The 20,516-nt window shown below is 74.3% G+C and carries 16 protein-coding genes; 5 read left to right on the forward strand and 11 right to left on the reverse strand.

The features are described from left to right. Positions 1 to 557 precede the first annotated feature (557 nt). Positions 558 to 3,374, forward strand: coding sequence for a hypothetical protein (locus tag ACZ6EM_RS03605; protein ID WP_465771537.1), 2,817 nt, complete (start codon positions 558 to 560; stop codon positions 3,372 to 3,374). Positions 3,375 to 3,476: 102 nt separating this feature from the next. On the opposite strand, the gene ACZ6EM_RS03610 is transcribed toward ACZ6EM_RS03605, so the two are convergent. Both ACZ6EM_RS03610 and ACZ6EM_RS03615 read right to left on the reverse strand, forming a co-directional pair. Then, the gene (locus ACZ6EM_RS03610; RefSeq protein ID WP_401055614.1) at positions 3,477 to 3,941 is read right to left on the reverse strand and encodes a phage tail protein; all 465 of its coding nucleotides are present in this window, start codon (positions 3,939 to 3,941) and stop codon (positions 3,477 to 3,479) included. A gap of 305 nt (positions 3,942 to 4,246) precedes the next feature. Next, positions 4,247 to 5,434, reverse strand: a complete 1,188-nt coding sequence (locus ACZ6EM_RS03615; RefSeq protein WP_465771538.1) for a cytochrome P450 — start codon at positions 5,432 to 5,434, stop codon at positions 4,247 to 4,249. A 392-nt stretch (positions 5,435 to 5,826) separates the two neighbouring features. On the opposite strand from ACZ6EM_RS03615, the gene ACZ6EM_RS03620 reads away from it, so the two are divergent. From ACZ6EM_RS03620 to ACZ6EM_RS03630, 3 genes are all read left to right on the forward strand, one after another. Next, positions 5,827 to 6,756, forward strand: coding sequence for a glycoside hydrolase family 19 protein (locus tag ACZ6EM_RS03620; RefSeq protein ID WP_465771539.1), 930 nt, complete (start codon positions 5,827 to 5,829; stop codon positions 6,754 to 6,756). 125 nt (positions 6,757 to 6,881) lie between these two features. Beyond that, positions 6,882 to 7,070 carry a hypothetical protein gene (locus tag ACZ6EM_RS03625; protein WP_401043518.1) on the forward strand — a complete coding sequence of 63 codons (189 nt, stop codon included), beginning with the start codon at positions 6,882 to 6,884 and terminating at the stop codon, positions 7,068 to 7,070. Between the two features lie 208 nt (positions 7,071 to 7,278). Further along, entirely contained in the window at positions 7,279 to 7,920 is a 642-nt protein-coding gene (locus ACZ6EM_RS03630; RefSeq protein WP_465771540.1) for a class I SAM-dependent methyltransferase, read from the forward strand. Here the strand turns inward: ACZ6EM_RS03630 and ACZ6EM_RS03635 are convergent. The 9 genes from ACZ6EM_RS03635 to ACZ6EM_RS03675 form a co-directional block, all read right to left on the reverse strand. Next, positions 7,815 to 11,282 (reverse strand): lantibiotic dehydratase, encoded by a 3,468-nt coding sequence (locus tag ACZ6EM_RS03635; protein ID WP_465771541.1) that lies wholly within the window; start codon positions 11,280 to 11,282, stop codon positions 7,815 to 7,817. The genes ACZ6EM_RS03630 and ACZ6EM_RS03635 overlap by 106 nt on opposite strands. A gap of 69 nt (positions 11,283 to 11,351) precedes the next feature. Beyond that, a complete protein-coding gene (locus ACZ6EM_RS03640; RefSeq protein ID WP_465771542.1) occupies positions 11,352 to 12,230 on the reverse strand; it encodes a cupin-like domain-containing protein in 879 nt (292 codons plus the stop codon). Then, the gene (locus ACZ6EM_RS03645) at positions 12,231 to 12,419 is read right to left on the reverse strand and encodes a hypothetical protein (RefSeq protein ID WP_401043508.1); all 189 of its coding nucleotides are present in this window, start codon (positions 12,417 to 12,419) and stop codon (positions 12,231 to 12,233) included. It abuts the gene before it with no gap. Positions 12,420 to 12,513: 94 nt separating this feature from the next. Beyond that, complete coding sequence (locus ACZ6EM_RS03650; protein WP_401043505.1) at positions 12,514 to 12,903, reverse strand: hypothetical protein; 390 nt, start codon at positions 12,901 to 12,903, stop codon at positions 12,514 to 12,516. Positions 12,904 to 13,226: 323 nt separating this feature from the next. After that, positions 13,227 to 13,499, reverse strand: coding sequence for an ester cyclase (locus ACZ6EM_RS03655; protein WP_465771543.1), 273 nt, complete (start codon positions 13,497 to 13,499; stop codon positions 13,227 to 13,229). After that, the gene (locus tag ACZ6EM_RS03660; protein WP_401043504.1) at positions 13,499 to 15,598 is read right to left on the reverse strand and encodes a prenyltransferase/squalene oxidase repeat-containing protein; all 2,100 of its coding nucleotides are present in this window, start codon (positions 15,596 to 15,598) and stop codon (positions 13,499 to 13,501) included. Before ACZ6EM_RS03660 ends, ACZ6EM_RS03655 begins: the two co-directional genes overlap by 1 nt. Positions 15,599 to 15,611: 13 nt before the next feature. Continuing rightward, the gene (locus ACZ6EM_RS03665) at positions 15,612 to 17,150 is read right to left on the reverse strand and encodes a hypothetical protein (protein WP_465771544.1); all 1,539 of its coding nucleotides are present in this window, start codon (positions 17,148 to 17,150) and stop codon (positions 15,612 to 15,614) included. Further along, complete coding sequence (locus ACZ6EM_RS03670; protein ID WP_380356405.1) at positions 17,144 to 17,344, reverse strand: hypothetical protein; 201 nt, start codon at positions 17,342 to 17,344, stop codon at positions 17,144 to 17,146. The genes ACZ6EM_RS03665 and ACZ6EM_RS03670 overlap by 7 nt, the downstream gene beginning before the upstream one ends. A gap of 105 nt (positions 17,345 to 17,449) precedes the next feature. Further along, positions 17,450 to 19,423: a B12-binding domain-containing radical SAM protein gene (locus ACZ6EM_RS03675; protein ID WP_401043497.1), complete on the reverse strand. Its 1,974-nt coding sequence runs from the start codon at positions 19,421 to 19,423 to the stop codon at positions 17,450 to 17,452. Positions 19,424 to 19,917: 494 nt separating this feature from the next. Here ACZ6EM_RS03675 and ACZ6EM_RS03680 point away from each other — a divergent pair, with 494 nt between their 5' ends. Further along, positions 19,918 to 20,400, forward strand: a complete 483-nt coding sequence (locus tag ACZ6EM_RS03680) for a hypothetical protein (RefSeq protein ID WP_380352678.1) — start codon at positions 19,918 to 19,920, stop codon at positions 20,398 to 20,400. The last annotated feature ends 116 nt before the right edge of the window (positions 20,401 to 20,516 follow it).

Genomic DNA, 20,516 nt, shown 5'->3' on the forward strand with positions numbered 1-20,516 from the left:
GTCGAGGCCGCCGGGCAGGACTGGGACGAGCGCTGGTACCGGCTCGACCTGGCACCGCGGCCCCGGCCGTGCGCGGCTCACCACCCGCACCGCCTGCAACTCCGACCGCCTCGCTCCCCCGCCACGAAGCCCGGGCGCCTACCAGGTCCCGGCGAACGGATGTGGCGACTTCTTCGGTTCACCATCCCGGGCGGGGAATTCATGAAAGGAAAGTTCCCTGGTCACAAGGGGTGCGAGACGGCCCGGCCGGTGGGGTGCGCACGTCATTTCAATGACGTGTTCCCGATTGAGCCGAGGGCAGGACGAGGAATTCGCCCCTCGCTCACGTGAATCGCGCAAGTCCCTTCCGTTCCCGGATTGAATCTGACAGCATCGTCCGCTATCCGGTGACCGAAGGCCGGTGATCACTGCGCCGGTGCGCCCCCAGGGTGCCCGTCCGCAGCCGACGTCCCCGGACCGGATCGACGAGTGGGACGGAATGCGGCCGGGGCGGCGCAACCGGGGAGGAACGTGATGCTCGGCTCCGTCGTGCGCAGGCTGCGCCACGTGGAGGAGAAGTGACCGCCCAGGCCGGCACCCGCGTGCCCACCCGCGACTCCGCCCAGCGCCCACCGCGCTGGGTCCGCACCAGGCTGCGGGCGAACCCGCTGTCCGCGCTGCTCATGGCGGCCCTCGCGTTCGTCACCGTCTTCCTGGCGGCGGCCTTCCCCCGCCTCGCGGACCGGGGCGCGGACACGGCACTCCAGGACTTCGTCAGCGGGAAGGGCCCCAACCAGACCAGCCTGCAGACCACTTCCAGGACCAGGGACGACGACAACGCCCTCGAACTCGACCGGGTGCAGCGGCAGCTGATCGAACAGCTGGGCCGGCGGCTGACGCCGGCCCAGCCGGGGCAGGCCTACGGTGCCCGCGCCCTGGGCGACCACTCCATGGCCAATCCGGGGTACGCCCACCTCTCGGACAAGGAGCCCTACCCGGCCCTCAGCCTGCTCCACCTGCACGACCTGGCCGCCCGGGCCACCCTCACCGACGGCACCTGGCCGACCCCCGGCGCCGTCGGCGGTCCGCTGCCGATCGTGGTCAGCGAGAAGGCCGCCGAGACCATCCGCATCAAGCTCGGTGACGTCATCGACAACGGCGTCGAGAGCTCCGGCGCCAGGCGGACCACCGTGGTGGTCGGCCTCTACCGGGTCAACGACCCCCAGGACCCCTTCTGGGACGACCTCGGCTGCCCGGCCCGCGCCTGCCTGAACACCAAGGCCGACCACGAGCACTGGACGACCAGCGGGTTCGTCGACGGCGGCAGCCTGCCCGCGCTGGTCCGCTGGGGTTCGACCGCCGAGAACTTCTGGCGGCTGCCCGTCGACCCCGCCTCGCTGCACGCCGACCGGATCGACCGCACCCGCGACGTCATCAGATCCTTCCTGACCGGGCGCGACGCCACCGCCCTCCTCGACGCGACCGGACGCACCGACCTGCAGACCGTCTCCGGCCTGCCCGACGTCCTCACCCGGGCGGACGAGCGCTACCGGGCCTCGCTGCCGCTCAGCGCGATCGGCCCGGCCGGCGTCGCGGGCGTCGCCACCGTGGTGCTGTTCCTGGCCGCCGCGCTCACCACCGACCGGCGCGCCGCCGAGATCCGGCTGCTCCGGGCTCGCGGCGGTTCCCTCGCCGGGGTGCTGCGACGGCTGATCGGCGAGGGTGCGGTCACCGTCCTGCCCGCCGCCGTGCTCGCCACGGCCCTCGCCCTGGTGCTGCTGCCCACCCCCCGGTGGGACCGCGCGGTGTCGGCCGCCCTGGTCGCGGCCCTGATCGCGCTGCTGGCCTTTCCGGTTCGCGCGGCCCTGCTGTGGTCCCGTCGACGGCCGGCCGGCGGCCGCCGCCGACTGGTCGGCGAACTCGCCGTCCTGGCGGTCACCGCCGCGGCCGTGGCGGAGGTCCGGCGCCGGGGTGTCGGCCACCCCGGGGCCGGGGTGGACCCGCTGCTGGTCGCCGCGCCGCTCCTGCTCGCCGTCACCGGCGGACTGCTGCTGGCCAGGATCGAGCCGGTGGTGGTCGGCCGGCTGGCCACCCTCGCCGGCCGGGGCCGCGGCCCGATCGGCTTCCTCGGCCTCGCCCGGGCCGCCCGCGACGGCTCGGGCCGCCGCAAGCCCTCCGTGCTGCCGCTGCTCGCCCTGCTGATCGCCGTCACCACGACCGGCTTCGGCGCCACCGTGCTCGACACCGTCGACCACGTGCGGACCCGCGCCGCGCGCATCGCCACGGGCGGGGACATCGGCGTCGCCCTCCCGGACTACGCCACCCTGACCGAGCCGTTCACCGAGGCCGCCGCCGCCCTGCCGGGCGTCCGGGCCTCGACCGCGGCCTGGATCGAGCCCAGAGCCCGCTTCTTCGCCACCGACCGGGACTACACCGAGGCCGACCTGGTGGTGGTGGCCGACCCGGCGGCGTACGCCGAGATCGCCCGGGCCCTCGGGGTCGGCGGGTTCGATCCGGCGAGGCTGGCCGGGACGTCCGGCGGCGGCCGGGACACCCCGGTGCCCGCCCTGGTCAGCCGCGACCTGGCCGAACGCCTGGCCGCAGGGCCGTCCCGGGTGCGCACGCCCAACGGCAACGACCTGCACCTCGCCGTCGCCGGGACCGTCGGCGCCACCCCCGCACTGCCGGACCCGGGCAAGCCGTTCGTCGTCGTCCCCGCCGGCCCCACCTGGGAACGACTGCCGGACACCAGGCGGGTCAACACGTGGTTCGCCGTCGGCGACGTCGACCCCGACCGGGTCAGGACGGTCCTGCGGGACAACAGCGGGGACCGGCCGGTCGGTCTGGCCAAGCTGATCGCGGACGACGCCACCGCCGTCGGCAAGGACACCCACGGCCTGCCCTCGGGATACACCGTGCACAGCAGCCGGGAGACCGCCGCCGCGCTCGGCGACGACCCGCTGCAGCACGCCGCCGGGCGGCTGTTCCGGTACGCGGCCGCCGCCGGAGCCGGATTCGCCCTGCTCGCCGTCCTGCTGACGCTCTTCCGGGCCGCACCCGACCGCACCGCCGTGCTCGCCCGGCTGCGCACCATGGGCATGCGGCCGCGGCAGGGGCTGGCACTGATCATGACCGAGGCGCTGCCGCAGACCCTGGCCGCGGCCGTCGGCGGCGGCCTGGTCGCACTGGCGGCGGTCGCCCTGCTGGGCGGGGCCTTCGACATCTCGACGCTGGTCGGCGCCACGGTCGGGGACGTCGTCGTCCCCGTGCTGATGCCGGTGCTGCTGCCCACCGCGGGCCTGGCCCTGCTGGTCGGGCTCGGGGTGGTGGTGGAGACGCTGGTCGCCGGCCGGCGCCGGATCGCCACCGAACTGCGGGCGGGTGAGCAGTCGTGACACCGGGAGCAGCCGGGACCCCCGGTCGGTGTCCCGGTCCCCCCGGTCCCCCCGGTCCCCGGGGGGCCGGGAGCCGGGCCGCCGGACGCGGGGGTGCCGCGGTCAGTACTCGTTCTTGACGACGAAGAACGAGCCGCGGATGACACCGGCGAGCTTCGACTTCTGCCGGGCGAACTTGAAACGGGAGGCGAGCTCCTCCGGGATCTCCATCCCCTCGGAGAGCTTGAACCCGACCGCCCGCTTCTTGGCGTCGTCGACGGTGTACATCACGTTGATCGACAGCCCGCTCTCGTAGAAGACATAGGCCATGCGGATGTTCTCGACCTGAAAGGCCGTGGCCTCCAGCGGGCGGGAGGCGATGACGATGTCCCGTTCCTCCTTGAGGATCCGGTGCACCCAGTCGACGGCCTCCTGGGCGTCGCCGGCCGGCTCCACCGTGAAGACGTGGTCGTACTTGTTCCTGAAATAGCGGGCCTCGTTCGCCCGCAGACCGGCCAGCGCCTCCGCGACGGGTGAAGACTCCAGACCGACGGTCGAGACGGTGTCGAAATCCACGGTGTAGGTCATGGCGGGTTCTTCCTCGTCGGCGTCGGTGGACGGCGGACGCCCCGGCACCCGCGCCGGAACGAGTGCCTGCCTCGTCCCGCGTCCCACGTCCCGCTCCGAGCGCTGGTCGCCGTGGACCGGGATGCCGTCGGCTCCCGCCAGTATGCGGGCCGGGTGGGGCTGGTTCCAGGTCCTGAAGGTGGTGTCGCGCCCGGTGAAGCCGTTCTCCGATCTGCCGGGACGGTGCGGCCGAGGTGCCGGAGGCCGCAGCGGACGTCCGTCGCACCGTTGCTCGACGCCGCCCTGGTTCCCGTCACCGTCACGGGTCACCAGGTGACAGGCAACGCGTCGAGACCGTAGACCTCGTTGTTGACGCGGTAGGGCACGTCCTCGGCGGGACACGCGAGCGCGAGACCGGGCAGTCGCCGCAGGAGCGCGGGCACCGCGATCCGCAGTTCGGCGCGGGCCAGCGGCGCGCCGAGGCAGTGGTGCGGGCCGTGCCCGAAGGCCAGGTGCGACACGGGTGTGCGTGCGATGTCGAAGCGGTCCATCCCGGCGCCGAGCGCCGGGTCGCGGTTGGCCACCGGCAGTTGACAGACGACCTGGTCACCGGCCTTGATCGGCACGCCGCCGATCGCGGTGTCGCACCGCGCGGTCCGGGCCAGCGCGGTGCTGGACACGGACAGGTACCGCAGCAGTTCCTCGACGGCGGTGTCGATCACCGGATCGGCCTCAGGAGCGTCGCGCAACCGGTCGGCCTGCTCCGGGTGCGACAGCAGGGCGAGCACGCCCAGGCCGATCGTGTTGGACACCGTGACGTGGCCGGCGAGCAGCAGCAACTCGCAGACGCCGACCAGTTCGGAGTCCGACACCGCGCCGCCGTGGTCCCGGACGAGCGTGCCGATCATCCCGTCGTCCGGGCTGCGCCGCTTCTCCGCCACCAGGGAGGCCATGTACGCGTGCGATTCCCGGCCGGCCACGAGCCGTTCCTCGATGGGGAGCCCGAGATCCAGCGTGGTACGGGACCAGCGGTGGAACCGCCCCTGGTCGGGGTCGGGAACGCCGAGCATCGCGCAGATCACCCCGAGCGGCAGCGGCAGGGCGAAGTCGGCCATCAGGTCCGCCGTGGGACCCCGCGATTCCATGGCGTCGATCAGCTCGCCGACCAGGGTGCGGATCATCGGCTCCAGTGAGCGGATCCGCTTCCCGGTGAACTCCGGCGTCAGGACGTGGCGCAGCCGCGTGTGCTCCGGCGGGTCCATGTTGAGGAGCTCGTTCGGCAGGACCGGAGCGCGTTGCGGGTCGTACATCGCGAACGTCTCCTGGTCGGCCAGCACGCGCCGCACGTCGGCGTGCCGGGTGACGAGCCAGTACTCACCGACCCGGTGCAGCCAGAAGTCCTGGACGCGCCGAACCCGGTCCCCGCGCTGGGCCTCACCCAGTGCCGGGCCCGGGCCGAGCCCGTCGCGACGGTAGAAGATCGAGATCGGCGGCACTTCCTGCTGCTCACTCATGGAACCTCCCGTGATCGCCCGATACCCACGTGCCGATACCCACGTGCCGATACCGCCTTCCCGATACCCCGGTGCTCGTGCCGCTGCGCGCTTCGGCCTCGGTCCTGTGCGGCGCGCGGGGGCGCGGAGACTTCGAACCCACCCCCTCCCCCGAGCCGGAGCCGCCCCCTGCCCCTGTTCCCTCCCCGGCCGTTCCGCGGGGTGCGTCTTTTTCCGGGAACCCCTTGACAGGTATAGACCATTCCGCTTGAGTCTGGGTCAGCCCCGCACCGGCCCGCACCCCGGTCGGCCCGTCCCCCACGACGTGCCCCCACCCGCGGGGCCCGGCTCCCCTGCCCCGACGTCCCTACCTCCACGACCGTGCGGCCCCACACCGCACAAGGGGTGATCAAGTGTCCACGAAACGCCTGCTCGCACTGCTCTCCGCCGTCGCCACGGCACTGGCGGTGGTCCTGCTGCTGCCCGCGGCCAACGCCAGCGCCGCCGTCTGCGCCACGCCCTGGAACTCCTCGGCCGTCTACACCGGCGGCGCCGCCGTCTCCTACAACGGCCACAACTGGCTCGCCAAGTGGTGGACCCAGAACGAACCGCCCAGCACCGGAGGCTCCGGCGTCTGGTCCGACCAGGGCGGCTGCGGCACCGGCCCGACGACGACCCCGACCGCCACGCCCACATCCACGTCCACCGGCACGCCGAACCCGAGCGGCTTCCCGGTCAGCCAGGCCCAGTTCGACCAGATGTTCCCGAACCGGAACCCCTTCTACACCTACCAGGGCCTGATCGACGCCCTCGCCGCCTACCCCGCCTTCGCGGCCACCGGCAGCGACACCGTCCGCAAGCAGGAGGCCGCGGCCTTCCTCGCCAACGTCAACCACGAGACCGGCGCGCTGGTCTACGTGGTCGAGCAGAACACCGCCAACTACCCCCACTACTGCGACACTTCACAGCCGTACGGCTGCCCGGCCGGGCAGGCCGCGTACTACGGGCGCGGCCCGATCCAGCTGAGCTGGAACTTCAACTACAAGGCGGCCGGCGACGCCCTCGGCATCGACCTGCTGCGCAACCCCAACCTGGTGCAGACCGACCCGGCCGTCGCCTGGAAGACCGCGCTCTGGTACTGGAACACCCAGAACGGGCCGGGCACCATGACCCCCCACAACGCGATCGTCAACGGCTACGGCTTCGGCGAGACCATCCGCAGCATCAACGGCTCACTGGAGTGCAACGGCGGCAACCCCGCACAGGTGCAGAGCCGGATCAACGCCTACCAGCGCTTCACCCAACTGCTCGGCACCGTACCGGGCAACAACCTGAGCTGCTGAACACCCACGGCCCGCCCGTCGACTGATCACCTGCCCGGTCCGCGAAGCCAGCGGATCGGGCAGGCCGGGGCCGCCCTCGTTGCCGGTGATCAGGCGGCCGCCGACCCGGCCTTCAGGCCATCGCCATGCTGGGCGGCGCCGCAGCTGGTTGGCTCGGGGTGCGCCAGGGGCTTTTCGTGTGTGCCGCCGCCGGCTGTTTCGCCTTCGTTCCGATTCTCCTTTCGCCGATGCGCACCATGCGGAAGTTCCCGTCGTCGCCCGACGGTGACGATGAGGCTCATGAAGGCGTTGCCGAGGCCGCCGCCAAGCGCTGAGCACCTCATTCCTGAGTGTCATTGGTGGACGTCCCCGCCCTCGACGCCGCCTTCATCGGGGTCCGCGGTCGCTCCTCACGCGCGGGACGGCCCCGGCCTCGATAGCCTGGAGGCGAGCCCGTGCACCCGTCCTCGTCCGAGGGGTTGATCGGTCATTCTCCACGCACTCGTCGGCCGGCTGGGGATCGTCGCACGGGCGTTCCCCGCCGTGTGCCGTCGGGTCGGGGTCGTCCGGGCCGTCCGGCTGGGTGCTGGTGAGCTGCTCTTCGACCTGCGCCACGGCACCGAGACCGGAATCGACGTGGCGGCCCGGCACGAGGGGGCGAGCCCCTGGCTGTTCGCCGAGCTGGTGCGGGTGCTGCCCGCGGACGGTCGGCGGGTGCTGCTCGACCTCGGCTCGGGCAAGGGCCGGGCGTTGCTGCTCGCCGCGCGGCACGGCTTCCGGGAGGCGGTCGGGGTGGAGCTGTCCCCGGAGCTCTGCGCCGTGGCCCGGGCGAACCTGCGTGGACGCCGGGCCGGGGCCGGCAGTTGTCGGACCGAGGTGCACTGCGCGGACGCGGCCGGGTTCGAGGTGCCGGACCGGGTCGACACCGTCTTCCTCTTCGACCCGTTCCCCGAGGAGACGCTGCGGGCCGTCGTCGGACGGCTGACCGCCTCGCTGGAGCGGGCCCCCAGGGAGGTCCACGTCCTGTACCAGCATCCGAGGCTCGCCCGGGTGCTGACGGAGGCGGGGTTCGCCCCGGTCTACCGGATCGGCTCCGAGGGGATGGTGCTGCGCCGCGACGGCCGGGCCGACGGGGCGGCGGCTCCGGCTTCCGGCGCCGCGTACAGGCGGGACAGGAAGTCGTAGAGCAGCAGTTCCTGTGCCCGGGCGGCGGAGCGCAGCACCCGGTTGGCGTGCAGGTGGACGTAGTTGCCCGCCAGGGCGGCGATCGGGGTGCCGATCTGCCCGGTCCGCACCCCCTCGCGCAGCTCCGCCGCGAGGGACCGGACGGCCGCGGACGTGTCGTCCGCCGTGCCCGGGTCCGTGCCCATGCCCGGGCACGGACCCGGGTCCGCCAACAGTCGTTCCAGGGCGGCGCGTTCGCGGCGGTAACGGCCGCCGATCCCGCGTCGCGCGGCCTGGTCCACCCGGAACTCGGCGCGGAAGCGGTCGCGGGCGGCGCTCACCAGGGCGCGCTTCTCGGCCCGCGGCAGGCCGAGGTCGGTCAGCAGCCGGTCGATGCCGACCAGCGCGGCCCGCCAGCGGGAGTCCGCGCCGCCTTCCGCACCGCGCTCGATGCTGCCCTCCGTATCGCCCTCCGTACCGCCCTCCGCACCGAGCGACTCGACGGTGCGCAGCGCGGCCTCACTGTCCTGCCGGAACAGGAGTTCCGAGAGCCGGATGCCGAGCGGCCCGCCGTAGCGCTCGATCTCCCGCTCGTAGGTGTCGAGTTGGACGCGCCGGACGACACCGTCCGCGAGCAGCGGCTGCGCCGCGTCGTACAGGGCCGGCAGGACGTCGGCGGCCAGGCGCCGCCGATCGCCGTGCAGCCGCACCCTGAGGTGCCAGTCCGGGTCGGCGTAGCGGACGTAGAACCAGCTGTCCGCCGCGCCCTCGGCGAGGGCGCGGTGGACGAGCGGCCGGACGACCCGGCGCAGGGCTTCGTCGGCGCCGGCCGAGCCGGTGTAGAGCTTGGCGTAGAGCCACTCGGACCCGGGCGGGAAGCTCCGTACGCACTGTCGCGCGTCGGCGGCACGCGGTGGCCCGGGGTCGGCCCCGCGCGCGGGCGGGTGCGCCCGCCGATACGCGGGCGGGTGCGCGCCGGTACGGACGAAGGGGACCACCATCTCGTGGGTGAACCGCCCCTCGGGGCCGCGGGCGAGCACGTCCTCGTCGCCGAGGAACAGCTCCGCCACGGTGGCCGTGGAGCGGCCGGCCAGCAGCCGGGCCGCCATGTCGAGGAAGACGGTGTTCTCCAGGTCGACGGGCAGCAGCCGGTCGCCCTCCGCCACGGCGACCCACCGCGGCAGGCCCAGCTCCCGGCGCAACTCCTGTACGGCGACGAACCGTTCGCCCGGGGACGGCGCCGTGAAGCGCAACAGCTGGCGCTCGGTCAGGTTCCAGCGCGCCCGGGCGAGCACCAGGCGCCCGGAGACGATCCGCGGCAGGTACGGCGCGGCGGCGAGCGGCCCGAGGACGGCGTCCAGCCCGTGCGCCTGCTGCGGGGCCTGCAGCGCGCACAGGAAGCGGTACAGGCCGAGGTTCGCGGGGGCGGCGAAGTGGTGCGCGGACGTCAGGCGCGGGACGACCTCGGCCCCCAGCCGGGTGGAGCGCAGCGCCAGGCGGTCGCCGTCGGGGGCGAGGGTCAGGTCGGTCAGCGGGATCTGCTGGTCGGGCGGCGCCCCGGAGCGGCCGAGGCAGGGGATCTCGTGGCCGCGCAGCAGCGGCCGCCACAGGACGTTGCCGATCCGCTCGCCGGGCAGGTGGGCGATCTCCGCGAACACCGCGTCCGGCCTGAGCGCCTCCTCGGCGCGCAGATGGGCCCGGACGCACCGGGTGAGGTCGTCGCCGTCGTGGCAGAACCGGCCCAGCAGGTACGCCCCGGAGGGTCCGCCCAGGGCGGATATGTGCACCCGGTAGCGCCCCCGCGCCACCGCCTGCGGGCTCTCGGCGAGGATGCTCGCCACGACACCGAAGGAGTCGGGCAGCGGCGGCCGGTCGATGGAGCTCTCGTCGGCGGCTGTGAGCGCGTCGAGCCGTTCCGGGCCGAGGACGAGTTCCCGGGCGCCGGTGCGTACCGCCTCGCCCAGCCAGGTCAGCAGCAGCCGGTGGCGCCCGTCCCAGCGCTGCTCGCCGTCCACCGGCCGACCGGAAGCGTCCTGGCCGGCGAGGCCGGCGCGGTCGAGGCCGTCCGGGTCGAGGCCGGCAAGGCCCAGGCCGGCGAGGTCCAGGCCGGCGAGCAGCGGTTCGGCGGCGGCCATCGGGGCGGCCCGGACGGGGAACCCGAGGCCGGACTCCGGGTCCAGCGCCTCGCACAGCGGTACCTCGCGGGCGCCGTAGCGGGTCCGGTAGGCCGCGGTGAACCGCGCGAGCTGCGGGTCCGGGCGGGTGCCGCCCAAGCGGTGGACGAGCCGGGCGCCCCGGAGCACCTCGGCGGCCACCGCACGCCCCAGCACGGCCCGCGCGGCCGGCTTCACCAGGTCGATCCGGAACAGCCCGGCCGGCCCGGACGGGTCCGCCGCCACCGGTGGGCAGGTGAGCAGCGCCGCCGCGCGGGCGTAGTGGCCGGACGCCTCGCCCGGCGGCCGCCGGTCCGCCATGGCGAGCTGCCGCCGCGCGGCGTCCAACGCGGCCGTGACGGGGCCGAGCCCGGCCCGTTCGGCGAACGGCCGGACCTGGGCGAGCAGGTCCGCCAGCGGCTCGGGCCCGCTCACGGGCGGTGCGAGCTCGGGGACGAGGATCTGGTGCTCGATCAACTCCTCGACGGCCCGGCGGGCTTCCCCGGGCTCCACGTCCGGTTCGGCGGCGAGTACGGCGGCGACGAGTTCGTCCGGGCGGGCGCCGGATCCCGCCCGGTCGACGGCGGCGAGGAGCCACGGCGCCGGCTCGACCTCGACCAGCCGGTGGGTCGGGCCCGCGTCCGTCCGGAGCACCTCGACGTACCGGAGCCGCCCGGCGCTCCGGTACAGGCTGGAGTTGGGCCGGTGGACCAGGTGCCGTCGTACCTCCGGCCGCCGCCGCAGGTCGGCGGTCAGCGCGCCGAGGTAGCCGAAGTCCAGGCCGGTGCGGCGCCGGTAGGAGGAGGACGGTCCGAGTTCGAGGGCGGTCGGGCCGTCTTCCGCGGGGTCGACCGAGCCGACCGAGCAGCCGGCGAAGAGTCCGAACGGGGTCGGCCTGGCGGACATCCGGGCGAGGTAGCGCAGCAGGCTGTGCTCGGCGTTCCGGCCGCGCCGGCTGTCGGGTGAGTGCTCCCAGGTGTCCAGGCCCGTCGTGAGCGAGGAGGAGGCGACGGACAGCGCCTCCCGGACGTCGGCACGGCCGTACAGCGCCCGCAGCCGTGCGCGCACCCGCAGCCGGTCGCGCCGGACGGCGGCGCCGACCAGGTCCGGGTGCCCGCCGCACCGCGCGGCGGCGAGTCCCTCGCCCAGGCCCAGCAGGGCCTCCAGGGGCAGCAGCGGGGTGCGGAGCACGAAGAACTCCGCGGCCTCCCAGGCCGGTTCGCCCTGCACGGGCCCACCCCGAACGGGCTCATCCTGCACGGGCCGGCCGGGGCCGGCCGCGTCGGACCCCACCGCCGGTCAGCTCCGGTCGCGCAGCCGGGCCCACCCGCGCCGCAGCAGGAACGGCCACAGCGGCGGGGCCGACAGCCCCTGGGCGAGCGGGCGCGGCCAGAAGAAGTTGACGTTCAGCGCCCAGGCCGAGACCACCGTCACCTGGTGGTACCAGCCCACCGGGATGTAGAGCGACTCACCTGCGTCCAGGGTGCACTGCCACCCGGTTGCGCCGCGGGCCCGCGGGAACCGTTCGTAGTCGGGGAGGTTGGGGTCGAAGCGGCAGTGCGTGATCTGCGGGATGCGGTAGACGCGCCGGGCCTGCGAGGGCGGATAGAGGACGAAATGCTTGCGTCCGACGACCTGGACGTTGCAGTTCGGCGTCACGTCGCAGTGCAGTCCGGAGGAGGTCCCGAGCACGCCGCACCAGAGGTTGGTGTCGATCGGACCGCGTCGGTACCAGCCGGGTGGCGGCGCGTCGTCGAGCAGGTCCTCGGACAGCTGCCGGAGCTTCGCGTCGAGGTAGTACGAGCAGCGGAACCCGTCGGCGCACACCGCCCGGGTGATCTCACCGGCGCCGCGGCAGGACAGGGCGATCCGTTCCAGCCCGCCGGCGGTCTCCAGCACCCAGTCGAGGTAGCGGCCGAAGGAGGTCCGCCCGCCGGCCGCGAGGTTCTGGAAGACGTTCCGGGGTGGCCCGTTCGTCTCCCGGACCGTCACCTCCCGCTCCCCGGCGACGGACCGCAGGTAGTCCGCGTCCCAGCGGTGCAGGGCAGGCCAGTCCCGGACGTTGTCCAGGACGACCCGGGGCTCGCCCTTGCGCAGCGGTGCGCGGAAGTCGTCGCGGCTGACGCGCGGGACGGCTCGGAGGGCCGTGCCCCGCCCTCCCGGGAGGCTCCGCGGCATCTACTCGGGCCCGCGCCGCTTGGTGCGCCCCCGCCGGGATTCGGGCGCCCCGGGTGCCGACGCCGTCTCGTCGCAGGTCCACAGGCTCCAGCCCTGGGTGGTGAGCAGCGGGTCGTCGAGGTTGCCCACGGTGGACCGTTTCAGGTCGAGGGTCTTCTTGCCGTCCTTCGGCTCCGTCGTGCGCTCCATGGTTCTCCTCCTTCGAAGCGAGGAACTCTCCGCCGGGAAGGCCTCGCGTCAGCGGGGCCTCGGATCGGCGGGGCTTCGGGTCACTTGCGGGGCGTCATTTCAGGAAGACCTCCCGCGCCAGCCTCATTCCGAGCAGCTCGCGGAACTGCGCGCAGCCGTGCGACTTCCGGTCGGGCCCGTCGAGCCGGGCCGAGAGCTCGGCCATCCGCTCGCTGTAGCCGTCCAGCGCGGCCATGTTCTCGACCTCGGTCACGATCATGACGTTCCAGTCGTCACGGCCGGTCGGCGGGGAGACCAGGATGCGGTAGTCGCGGATCAGCTTCTGCCGCTTGGCCTCCTCCATCAGGGGCTTCCACCGCGCCCCCAGGTTGGCGAGGTAGGCGTTGGTCAGGCCGGGCTTGGTCTGGGCGAACTGCACCGACCACACCGGCCCCTCGGAAAAGGCGAAGTCACCGGCGGCCATGGCGGTTTCGTTCTCGGTCATCGAATTCTCGGTCATCGAATTCTCGTTCCGGACGTTCGAGCGCGGTTCACCGGGCGTCCCCGTCCCCGCAGGACGGCCCGCGCGGCGTCCCGCACGGCGTCCCGCACGGCGCACGGTTTCGAGGGGCGGGAGAGGGGCGCAATCGCGTACAGGACGGACAGGTGTCCCGTGACCGGACCGCCGTCCGGGCGGGCCACCCCTTCATGATGCTGCGGCGGCCCCGGTCCCTCAACCGCTGGGGGAACGCGACGGAACGGCGGTGGCCCCGGCGGAGCCACCGCCGGAGCCACCGAGGCCGTAGCCCGTCGGCCAGAGCCCGTCGCCTAACGTGAACCGGCCGGCTCGATGAGCGCGCTGGTGACGATCGTCAGCGTGGCCGGCGCGTTGGTCGCGGGGTAGCCGTCCACCTCGCCGCTCTGGGTGCCGCGCACCGACCACACGAACGCGACCGCGCCCTTGTCCTCCACGACGCGCTGCTGCAGCGTGAAGGTGGCGTCCGGGAACGCGGTGCGGATCCTGGCGATCAGCTGGCGGGTCTCGTCCGCGCCCGTGGCGCGGTACCGCCGGGGCACGCTCTGCCGTTCTTCTGTTGCCATCACAGGTCTCCTGTCGGGATTGCGGGCACCGCACCGCCGGTCGGCGATGCGACGTGCAGGGCGCGGAGCGCCGTCGCCGTGGTGAACAGTCGCCGCCAGTCCTCGGCGACGACGTCGAGGCCCGCGATCGATTCCGTCCACGACGTCTGTTCCCAGGGCTCCGTCAGCTGCGGCCGGGGCACCCGGAGGATCGGCACGACGGGCCAACTGCCGTCCGGTCGCTGGTGTTCCACCAGCCACCGGGTGCCGCGGGCGAGGGCCGCCCGGAGGGCCGGGCAGTCGTCTCCGGGCGGCGCCGTGAGCAGTTCGCCCAGCGCCTGGACGGCCAGCGCGGTGGCGAAGGCGGCGCACGCGCGGTTCGGCGCGTGCGGCCAACCCCCGTCCGGGCGTTGGGCGCGCAGCAGCCACCCGGCGGCTCCCGCCCGGGCCGCTGCCGCCCCGGGCAGGTCGGTACGGCGGCTCAGCTCTCCGATCGCCTGCACCGCACGGCACGTGGTGTACAACGCGCTCGCCCACCAGTAGGCCTCCCAGTTGCCCTCCGGGCGCTGCTGGTCCAGGAGCCGGCGCGCGGCCCGCAGCGCCGCGCGCCGCTCCCGCTCTCCGTCCAGGCCGGCCAGCAGCAGGGCGGCCACGGCGGTCACGCACGGGTGCGAGGAGGTCCAACCGCGCAGGTCGCCGGCGTCGGAGTGGAACCGGACGAGCCAGGGCTCCGGGTCCACGATGGTGGTGAACCCGCCGTCGGGTCGCTGCGTCGACAGCAGCCAGTCCAACGCCGGTCGCCACCGCTGCGGTTCGGGCGCGCCGATCCGGGTCAGGAACAGCAGGGCGTTCGCCGTGGAGTCGACGTCCACCGGCCACTGGCCGTTGTATCCCCACCCGGCTCCCGGAGCGCGGTTGGCGACCAGCCAATCGGCAGCCGCGGCAAGGGAGTTCACCGGAATCTGGTGTGCCGGGGCCGGGGCGTTCGCCGGGGCCCCGGAGTCAGCCGCAGCCGGGGCCGGGGCGTCCGCCGCCGTGCCGACGGTCGCCAGGTTCCAGCCGACGTAGCCGGTGACCCAGGAGGTGCTCTGCTGGCCGAGCAGCAGGAAGTCGCCCCAGCGGCCGGCCGGATCCTGTTCCCGCCGCAGGTAACGGGCTGCTGCCGCAAGGGAGTCGGCGATCGTATCGGCGGTGACCGACCTGCCGCCCGCGGCCACGGTGGCGCCGGGGGCGGTGTCCCGCCGCGCCGCCGGACGGCCGCCCCGGCCCGCGGCGGCGCGCGCCCGGGCCAGCCCGTCCCGGCGCATCCGGTCGAGGTCCGCGCGCAGCCCGCGGACGGACTCGGAGAAGCCGATGAGCCGCTCCACCCAGCCCGCGGGCGGCAGGTCGGTCACCGCCGCCAGCGCACGGCACAGCTGCTCGGCGGCCTCGTCGAGGGTGTGTTCGGCGAGGCCGCCGTAGTGGAAGCGGCGGGCCGCGTCGGCGACCAGCTCGGTTCGGGCGGCGCGGGTCGCCGAGGGCGTCAGGCCCAGCTCGGCGAGCAGCCGGGGGACGAGCTGCGAGGGGTGGCCGTGCAGGAAGTCCTCCTTCCAGTCGACGCATTCGCGGTAGCGGGCGAGCCCGGCGTACAGGCGGCTCTGCGACTCGGTCACCGGTCCGACCGGCTCCGGCGTCCCGGCCAGCGCGGCGAACGCCTCCGTGGTGGTGTGCGCGAGCTCCGCCCCGGCGCCGGCCGGGTCCCAGGGGCGGCGGTAACCGGCGGAGAGCGACTGCCGGAACGGCTCCCGGCCCGGCAGGTCGTCCGCCAACTGCCGGGTGGCGTAACGCCGCAGGGACGCGCACTCCCGGTCGGCCCGGGCCGGTGCGCACTGGCCCCGGCTCTGCCGGAACCGCAGGAAGCGGGCCGCGCCGCCCGCCCGCGCGGCCAGCGCCACCCGTCGGGCCGCGCCCATCGGGACGGTCGCGAAGTACTCGTACAGCAGGAACGGCAGGTGGTCGAAGAGTGCCCCGGGGAGCGGCTGCGCCGGGTCCCACGGGCGGTCCTCGCGGCCGGGCAGGCCCGCCCACTGCTCGGCGAACACCCGGTCGGTGTCACGGGTCTCCATCAGCAGCAGCGTCACGGTCGCCTCCGTCCTAGGCCACGGACTCGGCGCGGTAGGCGCGGAGCAGCACGTCGGGGGCCTGGGCGCCGCCCGGCCCGGCTCCCTTCACCAGCCGGTGGCCGAGGTACCGGCCGACCGCCGGCGGCACCCAGCCCGGCACCCCGCCCGACGGAACCCGGCCCGACTGCTCCGCGCGGACCGGCCGCCACGGCTCGGGCGGCTCGTCGAGGCCGAGCGCGAGCAGGCCGTCCAGCCACGGGCCGTGCTGGTCGAGCCAGTCGAGTTCGGCCGCGGAAACGCCGAGGTGCTCGGCCAGGCCGAACTGCGGGAGGGCCCGGCGCGAGGCCGCGATCGCCAGGCCGACCTGGCACAGGGCCTCACCCGTGGTGCGCGCCGGGCCGGCGGTCCCCAGGACCCGGAACTGCTCCGCCAGCACCGCCGGCCCGGGCGTGCGCGGTTCCCGGTGGGCATCGAGCCAGGGCCGCCAGGACGCCGCCACCGGTGTCGCGGGTGTCCGCCGGTCGCCCCGCCAGGCAGCCGCCCCGAACGCCCCGACTGCCGCGGCCGCCCCGGCCGGGGCACCGTGCGGAGCAGTGGCGGGCGGCTCGGTCGGCAGGTCGAGGCCGAGCGTCGGGCCCGCGATCCGCTGCCGGGTGGTCCGGATGGCGGCGTGCCAGCTCCCCTCGGCGATCCGGTCGGCCGCGCCCTCGGCGCGGTCCAGGTGGCCGAGCGCCAGCGCGCGGACCTCCTCGACCACGCCCTCCCGGGCGAGCAGCTCGGCCACCTCGGACACCGGGGGCCGCTCGGCCGACTCCACCCGCCGCTGCCAGCCGGCCCGCAGGAACGCCACCGTGAGGGGGTAGGAGTAGTGCCCGCGCCGGTAGTCGATCCGCCAGTCCGCCAGGTCGTCGGCGAGCTGGAAGGCCACGTAGTGGGCGTCGTGCGATGCCTCCAGCCCGGCCAGCGGCCGCTCGTCCCCGGCGAGTACGGCGAGGGCCGCGAGGCAGGCCTTGGCGATCGCGGACTTGCCCGCGTAGACGAGCTCCAGCTCCTCCCTGGGGTACGGCTGGAGCAGGCCGCGGTGCCGGGCCTCCTCGCGCAGCACCGCCTGGCAGAAGTGCCCGAAGTAGCGGTCGAAGTGGCCCCAGAACGGGCTGGCGGGCGGCAGCAGCGCGTACAGCCCGTGCAGCGCCTCGCGCTGGAGGAGGCCGCCCAGCAGCAGGCCGCCCCCGGTGCGGGCACAGGGGCGGTCCAGTACCTCGTCCAGGGCCAGCACGTAGTCGAAGAGGTACGAGCCGCTGACGGACAGCGCCCGCAGCTGCGCCAGCGAGACGCGGGGGAAGGCGGTGTAGAACAGCAGCGGGTAGGTGTAGAAGACCCGGGGGTCGACCCCGGCGGCGATCCGCCGTTCGGACGGCAGGCCGGCGGTCGCCGGCAGGCCGTCCACCTGCAGCAGGCGGGCGACCCGGCGCCGCAGCGGCCGCCGGGCCTCCTCCACCAGGGCGTTGTCGCCCCGCCAGCCGACGTGCCGTTCGACCCGGACCCCGCCGTTCGGCCGTTCGGCTACCACCGGCCCGAGACGACCGTCGTGACGACCGTGGTGACGCCGCTCGCCTGGGCCTCCGCCTCGACCCGCGACTCCAGCTCGACGAGCCCCAGCTCGCCGACCGGCAGGTCCTCGAACGGGACCTCCTCGAACGCCAGCTCCTCGAACGGCAGGTCGCCGACGGGCTTGCCGCGCTCCGCTGCCACGTCTCCAGCCATCATGTTCTCCTTCGTCTCGGTGTACCGGTGTCCTGTGCACTACTTCGGTCGGTGGGTCCGGACCGGCGGGCCCGGCGGGTGACCGGGCCGCGGGCCGCGGCCCGGTCACCCGGTGGCGGTGCCGGCCGGTTCCCGCCGCAGCCCCAGCGCCGTCACGTGGCGCTCGGTCAGATGGTGTTTCGCGGCGAAGGCGCGCCGCTGCGAGGTGTTGCGGATGACCAGCTCCGGACGGGACAGCAGCTGACGGACCGGGTCGCGGATCTCCAGCCGGTCCCCGGGCCGGACCAGCGGGTCGGCGGTGCGCGGGACCGACACCTCCAGGAAGGCGTAGCCGCGGCCCCGGGACGCCGTCAGGTTCACGAACAGCAGGTCGGACGCTACGCGCTCCACGTCGAGGCCGCCACCGGTGCGCAGCGCGGCGCTCAGCTCCCGGACGTCGCAGTCGAAGGCCCGGAAGACCGTCCCGTCCTCGGTCAGCCGGCGCTGCAGTGCGTACCGCAGTTCGACGTACGCCATGAGGTCGCGCAGGACCGGGGCGCACGGTCCGAGCCCGTCCAGGACCTCGGCCGCCAGGTACCGGCACAGGTCCGGGACGAACCCGTAGAGGTAGTAGTCCGGCCGGAGCTGCTCCGGGCCGACGTGCCGGTGCTGCCAGCGCGTCCAGCCGGTCAGCACCTGCCGCAGGTCGGCGCCGGCGGTGCGCAGCGCGAGGAACAGCGTCGGGCAGGTGTAGGTGGCGGCGGAGATCGCCTTGGCCAGGTCGCGGTCGAGGTGCGGCGTCGGGATGTGGTAGAAGCTCGGGAAGATGTCGGGGTGGCGGGTGACCGTCGCGATCTCCTCCTCGTCCAGCAGGAAGAGCGAGATGTCGGAGCTGTGCCCGTCGAAGCGCAGCTCCTCGCGGTGCTCCTCGTACAGCGGACTGCCCACCAGTGGTGCCAGCAGGTGCATCTGCGCCTGGGTGTCCGGCGAGAGCTGCAGGACGTCGAGCGCGAGGTCGAGCGAGGCCACCGCGTCCTCGGTGGTCTCCTCCGGGAAGCCGACGATCAGGGAGGCGGTGCAGGAGATCCCCCGGTCGGTGCCGGAGCGGATGACCGGCAGCACCGCGTCGGTGCGCAGCCGCTTGCGCACCAGCGGCTGCATCCGCTGGGATCCGGTCTCGATCCCGAAGAACATCCCGCGGCAGCCGGCGGCGGCCATGGTGGCCAGCAGTTCGTCGTCCACCCGGTCGGTCCGCGCGCTGCACGCCCACTCGAAGCCCTGCCCGCCGTCGAGCAGGGCGGCGCAGAACGCCAGGACCCACCGCCGGTCGACGGTCAGCATGTCGTGCACCAGGTCGAACCGGGTGAATCCGTGGGCGTCCCGCAGGTGCCGCATCTCGGTGATCAGCCGGGCCGGCGACTTGATCCGGTAGTCGCGGTTGAAGAACACGTTGGTCGAGCAGAACGTGCACCCGTACGGGCAGCCCCGGCCCGCCTCCACCGGCGCGAGGTCCTGCAGGGTCCGCTCGAAGGGGTACAGGTCGTAGGCGGGGAAGGGCAGTTCGTCCAGGTCCTGCAGCAGCGGTGCGGCGGGTTCGCGCACCGGGCCGCCGTCCGGCCCCCGCCAGGTGGTGCCGGCCACGCCGGCCAGGTCGTCGCCCGCCGCCCACCGGTCGAGCACCCGGACGAGGGACCGGTCCGCCTCGTTGCGCACGATCGCGTCGATCCAGCCGAACTCGCGCAGGGTCGCGACGTCCACCACGGAGGCCTGCGGGCCGCCGAGCAGGATCCGTACGTCGGGATCCAGCTCGCGGCACTGCCGGGCCAGCGCCAGCGTCTGAGGGTAGGAGTTGCACATCGTGGTGAGGCCGACGACGTCGGGCCGGGACTCGCAGATGAGTTCCGCCACCTCCCGGTGGAACTCGGGCCCGTCACCCACCCGGCCCTCCAGCAGCGCGAGCGTCGGATCCACCACCACCGGTTCGTGCCCGCTGCGCCGGGCCACCGCGGCCAGCCCGAGGAGGTTCAGCGGCACGTACGGCGAGGGGACCTTGCCGAAGTGCCAGTCCGCGTTGAAGCACGTCACGAGAGCCAGTCGCATCCTCGGCCCACCACACCCTGTCCCGGCCCCGGGGACCGTCGCTGCCGTCGCGTCGAAGAGTCGTCTACTCCGTGCGCGCACGACGCGCCAGCGGCCACGCCGCCACTGCCCCGACGGAGTACCCCGCCCGGCCGTACCGCAGGGGCCCGGTTCCGTGATCGTGCGGCGCCCCGTGAAGCGCTTCGACGCGCTGAAGGCCGCTCCCCGTCACGCGAAATTCACAGACCGGGGTCTACTCGCATAGACAACGGTGGGGCATCCTGGTGCGATGCCGGCGCTCGAAGCCCGTCGTCCCCGTTGCCCGGGAACCGCGGGCGGTGGCGCCGGACGGATCGGTCGGCCCTCGCGCCGGAGCACCGCCGCGTCACAGCACTGCGTACGTCCCCTTCGTCCGGGCCGGTTCCTCAGGCCCGGCTCCGGGCTTTCCGCCCTCCCGCCGAGGCGCGGCAGGAGGGCAGGGAGCCGAGTCGGAGGCACACCATCCTCACCGGGAGATGCAGATGAAGCCACGCACCGCAGCCACCGTCGTCGCCCTGGCCCTGGCCGGCCTCGCGCTTTCGGCGCCCACGGCCGGCGCCAGCGGCACCAAGTTGTCGCAGTCGACGGCCGCCAGTCAGCTCAGCAACGCCGGCGTCACGTGGAGCTCCAGTGGGGGCTGCACCACCAGGTCCAACTCCACCTGTACCTCGTTCGACCAGATCAACTCGGGCACGGTGAGCGCCGTCATCACCCTCAAGCAGGCCAGCGGCTGCGCCATCAACATCACGGGCGGGACCGAGGTCGGCCACGCCTCCGGCACCTACAGCCACTACAACGGCTACAAGGTCGACATCGCCCGCAGCTCCTGCATCGACAACTACATCCAGAACAGCTTCACCTACATCGGCCTCCGGGGCGACGGCTACCCGCAGTGGAAGGCCGCGTCGGGCAACCTGTACTGCAACGAGGGCAGCCACTGGGACGTCCTCATCTACTGACGCCGGCCCCGGGTGCCGGCGCCCCGAGGGGCGCCGGCACGCCGGAAGGGTGTCGGTCGGTGTGCCGGCACCGCGATCACGCACCGGGTCGCCACGCCCGGCGTGCCGAATTCCGG

Source organism: Kitasatospora sp. NPDC041917 (assembly GCF_055589745.1).

Excerpts from the sequence above, each read along its gene's own strand:
- ACZ6EM_RS03640 (WP_465771542.1), bottom strand. The coding sequence starts at position 12,230 with ATGCCGCGGAGCCTCCCGGGAGGGCGGGGCACGGCCCTCCGAGCCGTC.
- ACZ6EM_RS03610 (WP_401055614.1), bottom strand. The coding sequence starts at position 3,941 with ATGACCTACACCGTGGATTTCGACACCGTCTCGACCGTCGGTCTGGAG.
- ACZ6EM_RS03670 (WP_380356405.1), bottom strand. The coding sequence starts at position 17,344 with ATGGCTGGAGACGTGGCAGCGGAGCGCGGCAAGCCCGTCGGCGACCTG.
- ACZ6EM_RS03645 (WP_401043508.1), bottom strand. The coding sequence starts at position 12,419 with ATGGAGCGCACGACGGAGCCGAAGGACGGCAAGAAGACCCTCGACCTG.
- ACZ6EM_RS03680 (WP_380352678.1), top strand. The coding sequence starts at position 19,918 with ATGCAGATGAAGCCACGCACCGCAGCCACCGTCGTCGCCCTGGCCCTG.
- ACZ6EM_RS03675 (WP_401043497.1), bottom strand. The coding sequence starts at position 19,423 with ATGCGACTGGCTCTCGTGACGTGCTTCAACGCGGACTGGCACTTCGGC.
- ACZ6EM_RS03615 (WP_465771538.1), bottom strand. The coding sequence starts at position 5,434 with ATGAGTGAGCAGCAGGAAGTGCCGCCGATCTCGATCTTCTACCGTCGC.
- ACZ6EM_RS03625 (WP_401043518.1), top strand. The coding sequence starts at position 6,882 with ATGCTGGGCGGCGCCGCAGCTGGTTGGCTCGGGGTGCGCCAGGGGCTT.
- ACZ6EM_RS03650 (WP_401043505.1), bottom strand. The coding sequence starts at position 12,903 with ATGACCGAGAACGAAACCGCCATGGCCGCCGGTGACTTCGCCTTTTCC.
- ACZ6EM_RS03655 (WP_465771543.1), bottom strand. The coding sequence starts at position 13,499 with ATGGCAACAGAAGAACGGCAGAGCGTGCCCCGGCGGTACCGCGCCACG.